This window comes from Rhizobium sp. PRIMUS64 (assembly GCF_023006465.1).
GTDB classification, from domain to species: Bacteria; Pseudomonadota; Alphaproteobacteria; order Rhizobiales; family Rhizobiaceae; genus Rhizobium; species Rhizobium leguminosarum.
This window is the reverse complement of sequence record NZ_JALBGX010000019.1, coordinates 15705-31303: the sequence shown is the minus strand read 5'-3', so window position 1 is coordinate 31303 and position 15599 is coordinate 15705. Positions and strand designations below refer to the sequence as shown.

Sequence of the window (15599 nt, the reverse complement as noted above, 5' to 3'; positions counted from 1 at the left end):
CCGGTTCCCGCCGTTAAGCCGTAGCCGGACGACGCGCGGTGTCGAGCGTCCATGCGCCACCACCGGCAAAGGCGAGGTAGAGGAAGATGAAGCAGAACAGGATGGCGACTTCGCCCATGTTCAGCGCCGGCCAGAAGCCATAGGGCATGTGGCCCATGAAATAGGCGGCCGCCATTTCGCCCGAGGCGATGAAAGCGGCGATGCGCGTTTGAAAGCCGATGAGCATCAGAGCCGAGGTGATCACCTCGATGGCGCCGGCGATGATCATGATGGTCGGAAGCGGATAGGGCACGCCCTGAATCGGACCCGGAAATTGCAGGAATTTCATGGTCGCGTGTTCGAGGAAGAGAAGCGCGGTGATGATGCGCAGGATTGCGAGGACGTATGGCGTCCATTTGCTGGTATCGGTCATCGAGGCTTTCCAATGTTGGTTATGGGAGATCAGGCGGCGGATGCCGCTTTCTTCAGTTCCTGGTTTTCTTTCCAGAGCTTCATCGACATGGCGAAGACGCCGTCGACATAGTTGCGGTAGACCGTCATGCCGGCCGGATCGCGGCCTGCCTTGGCTGCAAAGAACGCAACGATGTCATCGGATTCCGTGACGTATCGGCCGGGCTCAAGCTGCGCGGAGGGAAAGCTCACCTTGTCGAGATGCGGCTGAAGCTCGGCGCGGATCTTCGCCTCCTGCTCGCTGTCGGGAACGAAGTCGCGGGTTTCAACGTCCGAGGCCAGTCCCGATTCCAGGAGGAACAGGCGAACCTTGAGGCAGAAGGGGCAGTTTTCCTTGAGATAGACGATCGGTTTGAACGTTGCGCTGGTCATTGCGCATCTCCTTTTGATTGAGGGGCAGAGGGGACATCGCCGAAGCGGAAGCTCGATGCGGTCAGGCCACCGGCGAAGTCTTTCTGGTGGTAGGTGACGGCGCCCGGTTCGTCCTCGGCAGCGCCCACCGCCACCATCAGGGGGATCAGGTGGTCTTCCCGCGGATGCGCCGCGCGGGCGGCGGGCGCCTTCTCCCATTCGACAAGCCGCTCGGTGCGCGTTTCGGATGGCGACCGGATCAGCGTCTCCTGCAGCCAGGCGTCAAACTGACGGGAGGGGCCATGTCCGGCCGTGCCCTGTATGGCCGACAGGTTGTGGTAGCTGAGGCCGCTGCCGATGATCAGCACCCCCTCTTCGCGCAGCGGCGCGAGCGCCCGGCCGACCTTGAGATGCAGCGCCGGATCGTAACCGGCATCCAGCGAGAGCTGGACCACAGGGATGTCTTCGTTGGGATAGAGCGGCTTCATCAGGCTGAACGTGCCGTGATCGAAGCCGCGGGTGGGGTCCGGCCTGGCGTCGATGCCGGCGGAATGCAGCAGATCCTGCACGTGACGCGCCAGCTCGGGGGAGCCCGGCGCGCCATACTTGATCTGATAGAGATAGTCGGGGAAGCCGTTGTAGTCGTAGACCATGCCCGGGTTACTGCCCGAAGAGACGGCAAAGCCCCTCTCCTCCCAGTGGCCCGAAACGACCAGCACCGCCTTGGGCAGATCTTGAAGCTCGGCCCGCATCTCGATCAGGGATTGCTCGAGCTTGTCGAAATTGCTGCGAAAGCCACCGGTCATATAGGGCCAGGGGCCGCCGCCATGGCTGAGGAAATAGGTGGGCAGCCTCGATGTCTTCACGTCGCCATTCCTTTTCGGCACCGCCGCTGCGGCTGGCCTTGTTCAGCGACTGTCTTGGTTTTCCCTGGATTGATCAATCGGCTTTGCCAACATGCATCATTTCCTCTAAGTTGATGATCATGGACACGATGATGAGCCTGCGGGTATTTTGCTTGGTCGCGGAGCTGAAGAGCTTCACCGCGGCAGCAGGCCGTTTGAATCTGTCGCCGGCGATGGTGAGCAAACACGTGATGCATCTGGAGACGCGCCTGGGAAGCCGGCTCTTGAACCGGACCAGCCGGAGTGTCACCCTTACCGAAGCCGGCGCGCTTTATTTCAACCAGACCAGGCAGATGCTCGAAGGGCTCGACGAAGTGGAAGCGTCGATCGGCAATGTCACGGTCGCGCCGCGCGGAACGCTCAAATTCAGTGCTCCCGTGTGGGCGGCCAGTTCAGGCTTTGTCGATATCCTGGCCGAATACAACCAGCGTTATCCGGATGTCAGCCTGGATATGGATCTCAGCGGCCGGATCGCCAATCTGGTCGAGGAAGGCTTTGACCTTGCGCTGCGGGCAATGTCGTCCGAGCGGCTCGATCCGGGTCTCGTTGCGCGCCCATTGGCGAAGATAGAATTCCGCCTGATGGCATCGCCGGATTATCTCAAACGCGCCGGGCGACCCCAGAGCATCGCCGAGTTGAACGGCCATGCGCTGCTTCGCTACAACGGCATCAATGTCAGCGAAAGCCTGCTGTTGGGCCGCCAAAACGACCGGCATAAGGTCACCTTCCGCAATGTGCTGCTGAGTGCCAACGAGACGCTTCTGCACCTGGCGGCCTTGCGGGGAATGGGGCTGGTCTTCCTGCCGGAATGGCTGGTGGAGGAGGATCTGAAAGCAGGCCGGCTGGAGGTGGTGCTTGCCGGGACGCTCGGCATCAGCAACACGCTGCATGCCGTCTACCCGAGCCGGAAATACCTTTCCGCCAAAGTCCGCACCTTCATCGATTTTCTCGTGCTGCGCTCGCCACAGATATTCTGACGCTCGCAGAACGCCCGACCGGACAATTCCTTCGATAGGAATCTCTGCCCTGCCGATCCGCAGCCGAATATTGAGGGCGTAGCGTTGGTCTCCCATTAAACAATGCTATTGGGGAGCAAATAGAGAAAGACGCTTAGGAACCGTCATCAGATAGCCAAATCCTCAGTTTGCCGACCGACCTGAAGCCCAGCCTTGTCATTTCGTTTAGCGCGGCGCCACTGTCATATCCGACTAGCGGCACATCGGGTGAAAAGGCGATGTTGGCCAACGAAATGGCATCCAGGAAGACCTGCGGCATACCGGTCAAGCTAAAGATATTGGAAATCCCTACAGCCTCGGGTGATCGATTTACGATGCAGCCCGCATCAAAGCCGTCGCCGGCCAATCGGCCATAGATATGTATGTTGGGATCGGAAAGCAGGGCCGGTGTGAAGACGTTGGCATCGGTCTGGCTACCAGACTCTTTCCAGGAATGTTCCCAGCGATCCAGTGCCGCCGCATCGCGAATGCGTGTCCAATCTTCAGGCGCACGCGCTGCAATTCCGTGAGGTTCAGCCCAAATCCATGATGCGGAAAACAACAACCGGAATCCTTTGTTGACGAGATCGAGCCTGGAAAACCCATCTTTCAGACCGGGTCTCCGTCCTAACCGATCTGTCAACCGACCGATTTCAACCAGCTGTTCCTCTGTTGCGTCCGGGTCGAGTGTCGTCATGTTGGAATAGTATGGAGGTGCGATCGCATCGCTTGACCAAAATGCACTGGTTCGCTGATCAGGCAGTCCATGGGCACGGAACATCGCCTGATACAGGTCTGCATTGTTAGCGGCACATATGCGCGCTTTTTCTGCATCGGATCGTACCGTGTGTTTCCGGATATCGCTTTGCAAGGGGTTGCCTATCATAAGAAACCCTGTTGCTCGGAGCGTCTGACACCTGCGGCGTCACGAAGCGCATCGATCAGTTCATCAGGACCATTGAGCGGATGCCCTACCCTCTTCATCGCGGCATGGACCATGACCATGTCGCCGGCGGAAATCCCGAGATTGTCCAGATCCTTGGCGAGCGTGAAGCGTGTGCGGAACGCGGAACGATCATAGGCCAACGATTATTGGGTCGCCTTCGAGAGTCAAGGGATTGACGATTACGGTGGATCGATGGATGCGGGCGTTACGACAAACGGCTTGCGACATCGTTGCTGCATGGAGGTGGCTCGGCGATGAAAAACTTCGCGGAGGTCTCAAACGCGCGAAGAGCGGACCTCCCAGTTGCCATGATTGATTTTGATGTCGCCTCTTCCGGCCACCGCATAAACTCAACCTGAAGAGAGCTCGCTTGCTTTCCGCGCATATCGATCAGCCTGCTCTTCCTCGCCCATCGCTGCCAGCAGAAGGGAGAGATTCCGATACGTCTGCGGGTCAACAGGACGCAATCTTATGGTGGTGAGATAATGTGACTTTGCATCCGATAAAGCGCCCTTCTCGTGAAGAAGCACCGCCAGATTATTGTGAGCTTCCGCGTATTCCGGCGCCGACCTCAGCGCTGCGCGATAGTGTGATTCTGCCGCCTCGACGTCTCGCCCTTCGAGAAGCATCGCATAGTTGTAGTGAGCCTCAGCGTAATCCGGCCTGAGCTGCAGCGCCTGTCTGTACTGCGATTCAGCCTCTTCCGCATCGCCGTGTTTCTCGAGGAAGACTCCGAAATTGTTGTGGGCTTCGGCAAAACCCGGCCGAAGTCGCAGCGCCTCTTGGAAGTGATGATGCGCTTCGAACCGATCGCCCCATTCGTCGAAAAGACCAGCGAGGCGCAGAAGGGCGTCCACGTAGTCTGGTCGGCACTTCAGAGCCTGCCGATAATGTGCTGCAGCTTCATCAGGGCGGTCGGTTTCCTCAAGAAGTATCGCCAAGTTGTAGTGAGCTTCCGGATACTGCGGCCAGAGGCGAAGGGCATCCAGGTAGCGGGCTTCGGCGGCGGTTCTGTCACCAGCGGCTTTCAGGATGACACCGAGGTTGTTGTGCGCTTCCGGATAGTCGGCCCGGAGCTCCAATGCTTTTTCGTAGCAATGCAGTTCCTTTGCCAGCTCCCGTGTATCCGTACTTGCGATCCCGGCCCCCTTTAAGAACCAGTCCTCGGCCGTCATCCGCTCTTCGGACCGTGCAGCAAGTGCCGTGTGGTTCACTGATACGACCCGATAGAGATGCCGCCTCGGTAGGTAGTCGCCTTTGAGTTCGAATACGTCAACCTCGTGGAAGAGATAGACCGGCAGATCGATGAGATCGAGTACGGTCTGCGTGACGAAGAGGGTATCGGGCTCGGCACATGTTTCCACGCGCTTCGCGATGTTCAAGGCACGACCGATCCAGGCGTCGTCATCGTGCATCCGGGAGCACTCACCGAAGTGGCAGCCCACCCGGACTGGGAGGTCATGCGCCTGGTCGGATGTCAAGTGACGTCGCCGTTGCTTCCAATAGGCGATTAGCTTCAACGAGAAATGGACGGCTACATCAGCAGATTCGAATAGATAAAGATGCCCGTCGCCTGTAAAGTTCTCGTGCCGCCGCCCGTATTGGCTGGCAAGCGTCTGAGACAGGTATCGATATTCCGCAATTGCGCTTGTGATCGTATCGCGCGAAACCCTGTTCCAAACCGCTGAGTGTCGGACGAGGTCTGTGAATACGGCGGCAAAGTAGATGTCCATTCGCAACGGCCGGAAGTTCAAAGCGATCGCGCAACATGTTCAAACGGTTGCTGTCGTCGCTCAACCCAAGGACAACCATCATGCCACAGTACATGGTCGAAAGACACCTGCCTGGAATCACTCCCGATCAACTCAGTGCGGCGGCGTCCCGCGCGAAGAACGTCACCGCAGAGATGACCAGCCAGGGCAAGCCAGTGCGCTATCTTCGCTCGACATTCGTACCATCCGAGGAACGATCATTCTGTCTGTTCGACGCTTCGTCGGAACAAGATGTGATGGAGGCAAACGAACGCGCAGAGATCCCGCTGGTGAGAATTACCGAAGTTAAGCACATCTCTGCCGATGACGTGGTCTAGCGCATCAATGGTCGACGTAAGCGCAAACGATGTAACGACCACTTCGGGTCGACAGGTGGCAAGCGTAAGGCCAGGATCGGCCTAAGCGGACTAACGGAGTTAGCGAACTGTCGGCCGACTAAGCCAGAGTCCACGACTTGCGATGCCGAACGACTTTCCGCCTTGATCGCGAACCTTCCGGTCGAAGAGCCGAATGCGGAAGGCCGCCGTCGTCCGGAACGCGCCAATTGCGGTCGCGCGTCGCATCGAATTGGATTCAGCCGATCGGCTTTAGGTCTGTTATTTGATGCATGTCGTTGTCCCTAGACTGCTGCACACTTTTGGGCGGGCATGCATTCGGCATCGGCGTCGCCCGGCATGCAGCCCGTGATATTTAGCATGAAGCGATTGCGCGTCACGCGTGTTAAAGTCTTTTTGTCCAGCTGAGGCTTCCGGCCGGTTGGCATTGTTGCCGAGTGATGACTTGCTTCGTGAGTCTCCGGCCCTTGAGGGCCTCTCCATGCAAAAGACACCCACCGTGCGTTTCGAAGCGGCGAGCACTCTTGCTGTGGTGGTATCGTCCAATGAACCGCTGCTATACCTATCCGACGACCAGAAAATCATTGCGGCGAGCGCATCCTTCTGCCGGGCCTTCGACATCGACCCCAAGATGGTTTGCGGCCAAAGCCTCAGCGAAATTGGAAACGGTGAATGGGCGATGCCCCAGCTTGCGTCACTGCTCACGGCCACCGCCTCGGGCAGCGCCACCATCGAGGCTTACGAAATCGACTTTCAACGGCCAAACCAGAAGACACGGCACCTGGTCGTCAATGCACGGACACTCGACGACGGCGACATCGATCATATTCGCCTGCTGCTCGCCATCACCGACGTGACCGATGCGCGCGCCGAGGCTCGGCTGAAAGATGATCTCGTTCGCGATAATGCCATCCTGCTGCAGGAGGTCCAGCACAGGGTCGCCAACAGCCTCCAGATCATTGCCAGCGTTCTCATGCAGAGCGCCCGGCGGGTCCAGTCGGAGGAAGCGCGCGGGCATCTCCACAACGCCCATCACCGGGTCATGTCGATCGCGGCCCTGCAACGCCAACTCTCCATGTCCAACGGCGGCAAGGTTGAACTCCGTCACTATTTCACTCAGCTTTGCCAAAGCCTCGGCGCGTCGATGATCGCCGACCCCGACAGGCTTGCGATTCAGGTGATGGTCGACGAGAGCGCCGTGGAAGCGGATGTTTCCGTTCGCTTGGGGCTTGTCGTGACCGAGCTTGTCATCAACGCCCTCAAGCACGCCTTTCCCGATGAACGACCGGGCGCAATCGTCATCGACTATCACTCATCCGGCAAGGACTGGACTCTCGCCGTTACCGACAACGGCATCGGCATGCCTGCTGGTCGCGAAGCACTAAAGGCGGGCCTCGGGACTGGCATTGTGGAGGCGCTCGCAAAGAGCCTGAATGGCGACATTCAGTTGAGCGACGCGGGTCCCGGCGCCGTCGTCACAATCAACCACCGGGAAAGCGCCGGTTTGCGAACCGACATTTCTACGGCCGCTTAGGAACCGAATGGCTTGCGAAACGCTATCCCATCGGAGCCTGCGAGGCTCACACTCCAAATTGACCGAGTGAGCGATGAAATATGGCAAAGCGGTCGTCCTGGTCGTCGAAGACAGCACGATTATTCGGATGAGTGCCGTCGATCTGGTACTCTCTGCGGGCTATGAAGCGCTTGAGGCATGCGATGCCGATGAAGCTATTCGCATCCTTGAGTCGCGAAACGACATCGATCTGGTTTTCACCGATGTTCAGATGCCGGGCACGATGGACGGCATCAAGCTATCTCATTACATCCGGGATCGGTGGCCACCAGTCAGGTTGATCGTTGCCTCCGGCGCGGCCATCCTCAAAGAGAGCGATCTCCCCACGGGAAGCAGGGCCTTCTCGAAACCCTATGACAACCACGCAATTACCGATGCGATGGCTCATCTGCTGTCGATCGGGAACACGACTGAGTTGGCAAGTTAAGGGTTTTTCGACAAGCTTCCAGGATGATCAGGACGTCGTCGACCGCCATCGTCTCGGTGAAGCGCTGAGGAACTGAACATTGACACAACCCGCAGCCGACAGGGTCCGCTTTCAATTTGTCACGCAATGTCCAAGGGATGATGGCTGCGGCGTATTCGTCTTGCAGATGCTGACGGGCAAACCCTACGACCAGATTGCCGGCATGATCGATTGGGGCGCTCAGACCAATCATTACACGACGTGGAACGAACTGCGCGGCGTCCTGACCGAGTTGGGCTGGCAGACCGGCGGATTACGCAAGGCAGAGAGCTGGGGCGATGTTTGCGGGGTAGCGGTCGTCCATGTCGAAGGAGACCACTTCATCCTCTATGACGCCGATAACGGCATCTTCTATGATCCGGGGCAACCCGACGGCCCCGATCTGCATAGCCGCCTCGTTCCTGTGAACTACCTTGCAGTGCAATCGCCAGAGAACGGTGTCTAACTCCCAGACCCTGAGCCTGGGATCCATGCCGGTCCCGATGGTCCGCGCCGATGGCTCACTCGCCGTGACCACCATTCCAGGCTCGCGGGTACTGAAAGGCGCAGCCGCCGAGCCGCGTACTCACCCAAATATGCAAATGACCGAACCATGTTTGCCGCCAGCCGGCTTGATGCCAGGCCAATCCGGGCGTAGTTCAGAGATAGCCACCCTCTCCTTCGACAAAAATTTGAAACGATCCTATGGCGCACTCCCTCAATACAGCCCCATCGCCCGCCGGCGGCCCCAACCAGCCGAAACTTGATACGGACGACATCTGGCAGGCCCGCGTCGATCTTGCTGCCTGCTTCCGGATGGCGGCAAGGCTCGGCATGGAGGAAGGGATCTGTAACCATTTCTCGGCCGTCGTTCCCGGCTATGATGACCTGTTCATCGTCAACCCCTACGGCTACGCTTTTGCCGAACTGACCGCCTCGATGCTGTTGATCTGCGACTTTCACGGCAACGTGGTGTCGGGCAGCGGTCAGCCCGAGGCCACCGCTTTTTACATCCACGCCAGGATTCATAAAAACGTTCCCCGCGCCAAGGCGGCGTTCCACACCCATATGCCTTATGCCACCGCTCTTTCGATGACGGAGGGCGATCCTCTCATCTTTGCCGGGCAGACCGCCTTGAAATTCTATGGACGCACGGCCGTCGACCACAACTATAACGGCCTGGCGCTCGACGCGCGCGAGGGCGATCGCATCGCGGCCGCGATCGGCGATGCCGACATCGTCTTCATGAAGCACCACGGCGTGATGGTCTGTGCACCCAATATCGCCGAGGCTTGGGACGACCTCTATTACCTCGAGCGCGCCTGCGAAGTGCAGACGCTCGCCCTGTCGACCGGACGCGAAGTCCTTGCCGTCGCGCCCGAGATCGCCGAAGCGGCGTATCGGCAAATGCGCGAAGGAGACCCCGAGTCGGCCCGGCTCCATCTGGAGTCCGTCAAGCGCGCACTCGATCGCAGCGAACCCGAATACAAGCGCTGATCCGCAGACCGCGGCTTAGTCGTGCGCCGGCCGCCAATGCGGATAGGTGACATAGGCGGTGAGCGCGCCCTCCTCGTGCGAGCGGATGGTCACCGCTTCACCCTTGGGCATGTAGACGATCGCGCCGGGCCCCGCGGTGACCGTCCCCAAGTCTGTCGAGACCGAAAGCCCGATGCGAGGATTGAAAGTGTTAGGACGTCCTTTGTGCGTCCGAAAGGACGCACGGCGCTCTAAGCCTTGCCCAGATGCTTCGGCCAGAATTGCTGATGGACTTCGGCGGCTTCGTCTTCGAGGTTCGTCGGGCCAACCACGGTGACGTTGCGCGCGCCGGTTTGCAACACCGCCCGGCTCGGCACGTTCAACCCGATCCCGGCGATCTCGCCAAGCCGCGTTTCGGAGCAGGCAAACACCATGCGCCCGATGCCCGACCAGTAAATCGCCCCGGAGCACATCGCGCACGGTTCCGTGCTGGTGTAGAGCGTGCACTCCGCGAGAAAAGCAGTGTCGTAGTGCTGCGCCGCTAGTTTAACCAGGTTCATCTCGGCATGGTTCGTCATATCGCGGCCGGTGAAGACGCTGTTTTCGGCGCGAAGGATGACTTCGCCGTCCTTGACCAGCACCGAGCCAAACGGTTCGTCGCCGTGTTCCATCGCGGATTTCGAGAGCGCAATCGCCTCGCGTAAAAACGGCTCGTGGTTTTCCATCAGAGTCCCCCCAGCTAGAGCGGGATGAGTTTGTCTTGAATCGGAGGGATTTCCAAGGGGCTGCACATCAGGCGATCGCGTCGTCTTGGTCATCGTGTCATGGCTCAAGACACCGGATCCGATCGCCGAAAGAATAGCCTGTGCAGGGATTGGGCCTCGCTCAGGCGTCACCGGCACCCAATCCTCAGTGATGCAGGCGGCGATCTGGGTGGGATCGTTGGAAACCACCGCCGCGTTGAAGGCGCGCTCAGCCTCCTCGAGCGCTTCAAGGGCTGCGGCACTTACGCCGACATGTCCTCGTTCCAGCGGCGTTGCATCTCCTCAGGCGTGACCTGTTCGATGGTTTGCGACAACATCCAGCGATGACCGAAGGGATCAAGCACCTGCGCCACCCGCTCGCCAAAACTCTGGTCGGTCGCCGGGCGCAACATCGTCGCCCCAGCCGACAGCGCCTGCGCCAATGCTTCGTCGGTCGACACCGTGTCCATGTGGAAGGTCACCGGCGAGCCTCCGATGGTATCGGGAGACAGGGCGCCGAAGTCCGGATATTCGTCCGCCAACATCATCAGCGTCTCTCCGAAACGCAGCTCGGCATGGCCGATCCGCCCATCCGAAGGATCGGTCATGCGGAAGACTTCCGTGGCGCCGAAAGCCTCCTTGTAGAAGTCGATGGCCCGTGCCGCATCCTTGACGATGAAGTAGGCGCTCACTTTTCGGGCAAAACTCGGCATGGACGATCCTCCTTGACTGGTTTATATATTAACGTTACGTATCGTAAAGATATGAGTCAAGAGAGTAATGCAACACCGAGGAAACGAGGGCGACCGCCAAGCGCTGCCGCGCAGAGGCGTGCCTTGGAGGCCGCCCATGAAATCCTGATGGCCGAAGGTTTTGGCCGCATGACGATCGAAGCCGTGGCGGCGCGGTCCGGCGTCGGCAAGCCGACGATCTACCGCTCCTGGGCCAATGCGCAGGAACTGGCGATGGCCGCTCTTCTGGTCAACCGGCTGCCGGAAGCGGAGGTTGGAGGAGGCACGGCACAGGCGGCTCTCGGCGCGCAGATGAGCGGACTGGTGACTGCCTTTGCGAGCACGCGCGGGCGGCAGATCACCATGGCACTTGCGGCCGCCGACCCGGAAAGCGAATTCACCAAGGCCTTCCGCAATCGGGTGATCCTGTCGAGCCGCAACGCGGGTCGTGTCATCCTGGAGGAGGCTCTGGCTCGGGGAGAGATCGTTCCGCCGCTTGATATGGAGGCGCTGCTCGACATGATCTACGGACCGGTCTTCTTCCGGCTGCTGGTCGGCCATCGCCCGGTCTCGCCGGAGTTCGGCGATGCGATCGTCAGGACCGCGTTGCGGGCCGTTGCACCGTCGGGCGCGTGACCCCCACGTCGCGATGGGCGAAGCCGACGGCTGCGCAGGCGGCCGACCAAGCGGCCTAAAGCGCGTCGCGATCGCGCGTCGCGATCTTTCAGATTCGCTTGGCCCGCGCTTTAGGTCTTTGTTTTTCCGCATGTCTTTGCCGCAAAACCGCTGCACACTTTTGCGAGACATGCTTTAGCCGTGATCGTCACCCAGTTCGCCAAGGTGGCGCTGGACCCACGTGATCTCTTGCGATGCCGTGCGCCCGAAATGCCGTTTGAAATCGCGGCTGAACTGCGCCGGGCTGGCGTAGCCCACGGAAACCGCGACCTCGGCAATCGTTCTCGTCTGGCGCGCGATCATCAATCTTGCTTCATGAAGCCGCATGGCTTTGACGTATTGCATCGGACTGTTGCCGGTCAGCCCCTTGAAATGGACATGGTAGGAGGGAACGCTCATGCCCACCTCTCTTGCCAGATCGGCGACGGCGATCTCCAGGCCATAGTTTTCCCGCAACCAGGCGAGGCTCTGAATGATCTTTCCGGATCTGCCTTTCTGCTGGAGGGCGGCGATCATCGCGCCGCCTTGCGGACCGACCAGGACGCGGTAGTGCAGTTCGCGCAGAATGCCGGCGCCAAGCACATCCGTCTCGACGCTGCTGCCAAGCGCCGTCAGCAGGCGCAGCAGGACATCCTCGATATCGTCAGCCATGCTGCTCGACACGAGACTTCTCGGCTGGTCGCCTGGCAGTTCGGCATGTTTTTCCACCTGCAATGCGATCTCGGCCGCCATCTGCATATCGAACTCGACATAGACCGCAAGCAAGGGCCGCTCGGGACTGGCCGTCGACGTCATCCGAAACGGAACGGGCAGCGACACCGCCAGATAATGCTCCTCATCATAGAGGAAGACTTCGCCTTCGAGGATGCCCTGCTTGCTGCCCTGCAAGACGAAAACCGCGCCCGGTTTGTAGAGCACCGGGATGTCGTGGAGCACGGCTTCCGTGCGCAATATGCGGACGAAAGCAAGCGCGGTCGGATTGTATCCGTGACGCGGGGCGAGACGCCCGGCCAACGCGACCATCTCCTCTCGCCTGGATAGGCCGCGATCAGCCATCATAGGATTTGGCAACATTCTGAGAGAATCCGCAATCGATTCACCGGTTTCTCCATACTATTTGTCAAGTTCCATCCTCAATCAAGGAATATCGCTGATGTCACGAAAGACCTTCTTCATCACCGGATCGAATTCCGGCTTCGGGCTCGCCATTGCGTCTGCGGCCCTTCAGGCGGGCCACACGGTGATCGGCACCGTGCGCTCGCAAGCGTCGCGCCAAGCGCTCGCCAAAACCCTGCCTGGCCTGCGGCCGGTCGTCTGCGACGTCACCGAGTTCGACCGGATTGATGATGTCGTCCGCCAGGCGGAGGACGAGCATGGGCCTGTCGACGTGCTGATCAACAATGCCGGCTACGGCCACGAGGGCGTGCTCGAGGAGTCGCCGATCGAAGAGATGCGGCGGCAGTTCGACGTCAACGTCTTCGGCGCCGTCGCCGTTGCCAAGGCATTTCTGCCTGGGTTTCGCGCACGACGCCGCGGCTTCATCGTCAACGTCACCTCGATGGGCGGCATGATCACCATGCCGGGCATCGGCTATTATTGCGGCAGCAAATTTGCGCTCCAGGGCATATCGGAGGTGATGCGGGCGGAAATGGCCCCGTTCGGTGTGCATGTGACGACCCTTTGCCCCGGCTCCTTCCGGACGGACTGGGCCGGACGATCGATGGTCCGCACCGAGCGGTCGATCACCGATTATGATGGCCTTTTCGATCCGATCCGTAAGGCGCGCCAGGCCGTCAGCGGCAAGCAGCTCGGCGATCCCGCCAAACTGGCCGCGGCGGTTTTGGAGCTCATCGAATCCGATAATCCGCCGCCGCAGCTGCTGCTCGGCAGCGACGCCCTCAAACACGTATCGGAGAGGATCGTTCGCCTCCAGCAGGAGATAGAGGCGTGGAAGTCTGTGACCGTCTCGACCGACGGCTGATAGCAGAATATCTGTATGCCGCTTCAACGATATCGAGATAATCAGCCCGCTCTTATTGGATGATTTTCTCGCCCCCGGCCGCCTCCAGCTTACGCCGGAGCGCCTGTTCCTGTTCAAATGTCTTGTGCGGGAAATGCTCGAAGCACCACCAGCGCGTTGGAACGGCCGGGGATGGGCTGTTTCCCCAGCCTCCCCACTCCTTGCAGCGTGTGCCGTCAGCAAGCCGGTGCTCGCAATAATGCTCAACGATCACATTGGCGCCCGGCGCAGTCGAATGGCCTTCGATGCTCATGGGTGCGTCCTCCGTTTCCCGCTCTTGATGCTCTCATAGATCATTTCCAGCCGCCTCGAGGCGACATAGGCACTGTCCTCGTATCCGGCCGATGGCCAATCCAGTCGATGGCTGCCATCTGTCGCCACGATCCAGAACCATCGATTATCGATCCCTCCGCCTGCCTGTGAGCGGAATATCCTGCCGATCTGGGTATCGCCGTCAAAAGCGACGTAATCGTCGCCGGGTTTCTCTTTCCAGGCGTGCCGCCATTTGTATTTGATTTCCCGGCCGCTGACATGTTCCCACGATTTCCATGTGATTTGTTCTGGCATGCGTCGTCCTGTCCTCTCGCGAGGTTTTCCTTTGACCGCATGGTTGATGGATGGCTCCCGCCCGAGCCGGTGAATTCAGATCAGCGTCGGTTCCGGATCGGGGTCGATCGGATCGATGATGTCAGCCGTGTCATTCTTCGGCGAACCCACATTGCGGCCGATCGGCCACATGGTCATCAGTTCCGCCGGGAACGGCTTCATCAGGTCGCTCGGATCAGGCTCCGGCGATAGCCAGCGCTCGTAATCTTCGCGGTGCAGGACGACCGGCATGCGGTCATGGATCTGCGCCATCATCGCATTCGGCTCGCAGGTGACGATTGCGAAGTTTCTGATGTCGACGCCTTCCGGGCTGCGCCAAATCTCCCAGATGCCGGCGAGCGCAAAGGGCGAGCCGTCAGCCATGGCGATCGCATAGGGCTGCTTGTTCTTGCCGGTGCCAAAGATATCCTTCCACTCGAAGAAGCCGTTGATCGGCACCAGGCAGCGGCGCGACCTGTAAGCCGAGCGGAACAGGCCGTTGGTACTGATGCCCTCGCAGCGGGCATTGATCGGCGGCGGCCGCCCTCCCGGCTTCATCCATGCCGGCATCAGACCCCAGCGCGCCGAGGCGAACACCGGCCCCATGACATCAGGCTCGCGGACCATGTCGCGAATGATGATCGGATAGTCCAGCGTCGGCGCGCCGTTATAGCGCGGAAATCGGTTCCCGAGCGCATCGATCGCGCCCCGCTCTGCAAAGGCGAAATTGCGCACCAACTCCTCAAGCGATGTCTTGATGTAGACGCGACCGCACATCCGGAACTCCATACCGCATATTAGATGTTCTGATTATGTTCTGGGTATTCGAGGCGAGTCAAGGCCGGTCGCTACAACCGATGCCGCCATCGCTTTCACCAGAGTCAAGGTGAAGCCTGTCACCGTCTCGACGACGGCTGACGGCGGAGATCTGCTTGCCGCTTGACAGCCTTCCTACTGGAAGGTAGATGAAATCCATGAGCAATGTTTTGACGACCTCCGACGAAATCCTGGCCTCCGCCCGAGCTCTGATCATGACCGGAGGCTATAACGGCTTCAGCTATGCCGATATTGCTGCCGTCGTCGGCATCCGCAAGGCCAGCATCCATCACCATTTTCCCAGCAAGACCGACCTGGTGCGCACGCTTGTCGTGCGATATCGCGAGGATGCCGAGGCGGCGATCGCCGGCCTGGAGCAACAGGTGCGAAATCCCCTGGCGCTCCTCCAAGCCTATGCGGGCCACTGGGCCCAGTGCATCGAGGATGCCAGCCGACCGTTTTGCGTCTGCGCCCTGCTGGCGAGCGAACTGCCGGCGCTGCCGCCGGAGGTCGCAGCCGAGGTCAAGGCTTTCTTCCGCTTTGCGTCGACATGGCTGACCTCGGTGATGGAACGGGGCGCTCAGGACGGCAGTTTGAAACTGTCGAGCGAACCGCGCGTCGAGGCTGAAGCCTTCATGGCCACCGTCCATGGCGCCATGCTTTCAGCCCGGGCTTACGGTGCCCCGGAGATCTTCGCCACCATTCTGGCCCCCACCTTGCAGCGGCTGTCTCCGACCGCCGCTCAATAGAGCTCCGGGCGGCATAAAAGCCCGGAGTGACA

General features: G+C 59.9%; 21 protein-coding genes and 1 pseudogene. 9 read left to right on the top strand and 13 right to left on the bottom strand.

Annotated features, from left to right (window positions below; all coding sequences use genetic code 11):
- Positions 1–13: 13 nt before the first annotated feature.
- The 3 genes from MOV76_RS10745 to MOV76_RS10735 are packed head-to-tail and all read right to left on the bottom strand — an operon-like array spanning position 14 to position 1667.
- On the bottom strand, positions 14–412 hold the full coding sequence (locus MOV76_RS10745; RefSeq protein WP_247264499.1) for a DoxX family protein: 399 nt from the start codon (positions 410–412) through the stop codon (positions 14–16).
- A gap of 29 nt (positions 413–441) precedes the next feature.
- Positions 442–822, bottom strand: coding sequence for a glutathione S-transferase N-terminal domain-containing protein (locus tag MOV76_RS10740; RefSeq protein WP_018241093.1), 381 nt, complete (start codon positions 820–822; stop codon positions 442–444).
- Positions 819–1667 (bottom strand): class III extradiol ring-cleavage dioxygenase, encoded by an 849-nt coding sequence (locus MOV76_RS10735; RefSeq protein ID WP_018241092.1) that lies wholly within the window; start codon positions 1665–1667, stop codon positions 819–821. The genes MOV76_RS10740 and MOV76_RS10735 overlap by 4 nt, the downstream gene beginning before the upstream one ends.
- A gap of 119 nt (positions 1668–1786) precedes the next feature.
- On the opposite strand from MOV76_RS10735, the gene MOV76_RS10730 reads away from it, so the two are divergent.
- Positions 1787–2683, top strand: a complete 897-nt coding sequence (locus MOV76_RS10730) for a LysR family transcriptional regulator (RefSeq protein WP_247264498.1) — start codon at positions 1787–1789, stop codon at positions 2681–2683.
- Positions 2684–2816: 133 nt separating this feature from the next.
- Here MOV76_RS10730 and MOV76_RS10725 read toward each other — a convergent pair whose 3' ends face one another.
- The 3 genes from MOV76_RS10725 to MOV76_RS10715 form a co-directional block, all read right to left on the bottom strand.
- Positions 2817–3572 carry a hypothetical protein gene (locus MOV76_RS10725; RefSeq protein WP_247264497.1) on the bottom strand — a complete coding sequence of 252 codons (756 nt, stop codon included), beginning with the start codon at positions 3570–3572 and terminating at the stop codon, positions 2817–2819.
- 11 nt (positions 3573–3583) lie between these two features.
- A complete protein-coding gene (locus MOV76_RS10720; RefSeq protein ID WP_247264496.1) occupies positions 3584–3787 on the bottom strand; it encodes a hypothetical protein in 204 nt (67 codons plus the stop codon).
- 210 nt (positions 3788–3997) lie between these two features.
- On the bottom strand, positions 3998–5380 hold the full coding sequence (locus tag MOV76_RS10715) for a tetratricopeptide repeat protein (protein ID WP_130651967.1): 1383 nt from the start codon (positions 5378–5380) through the stop codon (positions 3998–4000).
- 80 nt (positions 5381–5460) lie between these two features.
- On the opposite strand from MOV76_RS10715, the gene MOV76_RS10710 reads away from it, so the two are divergent.
- From MOV76_RS10710 to MOV76_RS10690, 5 genes are all read left to right on the top strand, one after another.
- Positions 5461–5736, top strand: coding sequence for a DUF4242 domain-containing protein (locus MOV76_RS10710; RefSeq protein ID WP_024322782.1), 276 nt, complete (start codon positions 5461–5463; stop codon positions 5734–5736).
- 499 nt (positions 5737–6235) lie between these two features.
- Positions 6236–7288 (top strand): sensor histidine kinase, encoded by a 1053-nt coding sequence (locus MOV76_RS10705; RefSeq protein WP_247264495.1) that lies wholly within the window; start codon positions 6236–6238, stop codon positions 7286–7288.
- A 73-nt stretch (positions 7289–7361) separates the two neighbouring features.
- On the top strand, positions 7362–7754 hold the full coding sequence (locus MOV76_RS10700; protein ID WP_018241090.1) for a response regulator: 393 nt from the start codon (positions 7362–7364) through the stop codon (positions 7752–7754).
- Positions 7755–7833: 79 nt separating this feature from the next.
- Complete coding sequence (locus MOV76_RS10695; RefSeq protein WP_247264494.1) at positions 7834–8238, top strand: hypothetical protein; 405 nt, start codon at positions 7834–7836, stop codon at positions 8236–8238.
- A 239-nt stretch (positions 8239–8477) separates the two neighbouring features.
- Positions 8478–9269, top strand: coding sequence for an aldolase (locus MOV76_RS10690; RefSeq protein ID WP_247264493.1), 792 nt, complete (start codon positions 8478–8480; stop codon positions 9267–9269).
- 15 nt (positions 9270–9284) lie between these two features.
- On the opposite strand, the pseudogene MOV76_RS10685 reads toward MOV76_RS10690, so the two are convergent.
- The 3 genes and pseudogenes from MOV76_RS10685 to MOV76_RS10675 form a co-directional block, all read right to left on the bottom strand.
- Positions 9285–9437 (bottom strand): annotated as a pseudogene (locus MOV76_RS10685) (ethanolamine utilization protein); the annotation flags it as partial.
- A gap of 62 nt (positions 9438–9499) precedes the next feature.
- Complete coding sequence (locus MOV76_RS10680; RefSeq protein WP_247264492.1) at positions 9500–9973, bottom strand: nucleoside deaminase; 474 nt, start codon at positions 9971–9973, stop codon at positions 9500–9502.
- A 281-nt stretch (positions 9974–10254) separates the two neighbouring features.
- Entirely contained in the window at positions 10255–10704 is a 450-nt protein-coding gene (locus MOV76_RS10675; protein WP_131623356.1) for a VOC family protein, read from the bottom strand.
- A gap of 51 nt (positions 10705–10755) precedes the next feature.
- On the opposite strand from MOV76_RS10675, the gene MOV76_RS10670 reads away from it, so the two are divergent.
- The gene (locus tag MOV76_RS10670) at positions 10756–11358 is read left to right on the top strand and encodes a TetR/AcrR family transcriptional regulator (protein WP_028734195.1); all 603 of its coding nucleotides are present in this window, start codon (positions 10756–10758) and stop codon (positions 11356–11358) included.
- Between the two features lie 174 nt (positions 11359–11532).
- On the opposite strand, the gene MOV76_RS10665 is transcribed toward MOV76_RS10670, so the two are convergent.
- Positions 11533–12471 carry an AraC family transcriptional regulator gene (locus MOV76_RS10665; protein ID WP_247264491.1) on the bottom strand — a complete coding sequence of 313 codons (939 nt, stop codon included), beginning with the start codon at positions 12469–12471 and terminating at the stop codon, positions 11533–11535.
- Between the two features lie 79 nt (positions 12472–12550).
- On the opposite strand from MOV76_RS10665, the gene MOV76_RS10660 reads away from it, so the two are divergent.
- A complete protein-coding gene (locus MOV76_RS10660; RefSeq protein WP_247264490.1) occupies positions 12551–13378 on the top strand; it encodes an oxidoreductase in 828 nt (275 codons plus the stop codon).
- 52 nt (positions 13379–13430) lie between these two features.
- Here the strand turns inward: MOV76_RS10660 and MOV76_RS10655 are convergent, their stop codons facing one another.
- From MOV76_RS10655 to MOV76_RS10645, 3 genes are all read right to left on the bottom strand, one after another.
- Positions 13431–13670, bottom strand: a complete 240-nt coding sequence (locus tag MOV76_RS10655) for a hypothetical protein (protein WP_247264489.1) — start codon at positions 13668–13670, stop codon at positions 13431–13433.
- Positions 13667–13984 (bottom strand): hypothetical protein, encoded by a 318-nt coding sequence (locus tag MOV76_RS10650; protein WP_018449539.1) that lies wholly within the window; start codon positions 13982–13984, stop codon positions 13667–13669. Before MOV76_RS10650 ends, MOV76_RS10655 begins: the two co-directional genes overlap by 4 nt.
- A 75-nt stretch (positions 13985–14059) precedes the next feature.
- Positions 14060–14779 (bottom strand): SOS response-associated peptidase, encoded by a 720-nt coding sequence (locus MOV76_RS10645; RefSeq protein ID WP_168297800.1) that lies wholly within the window; start codon positions 14777–14779, stop codon positions 14060–14062.
- A gap of 197 nt (positions 14780–14976) precedes the next feature.
- On the opposite strand from MOV76_RS10645, the gene MOV76_RS10640 reads away from it, so the two are divergent.
- Entirely contained in the window at positions 14977–15567 is a 591-nt protein-coding gene (locus MOV76_RS10640) for a TetR/AcrR family transcriptional regulator (protein ID WP_026231155.1), read from the top strand.
- Positions 15568–15599: the final 32 nt, after the last annotated feature.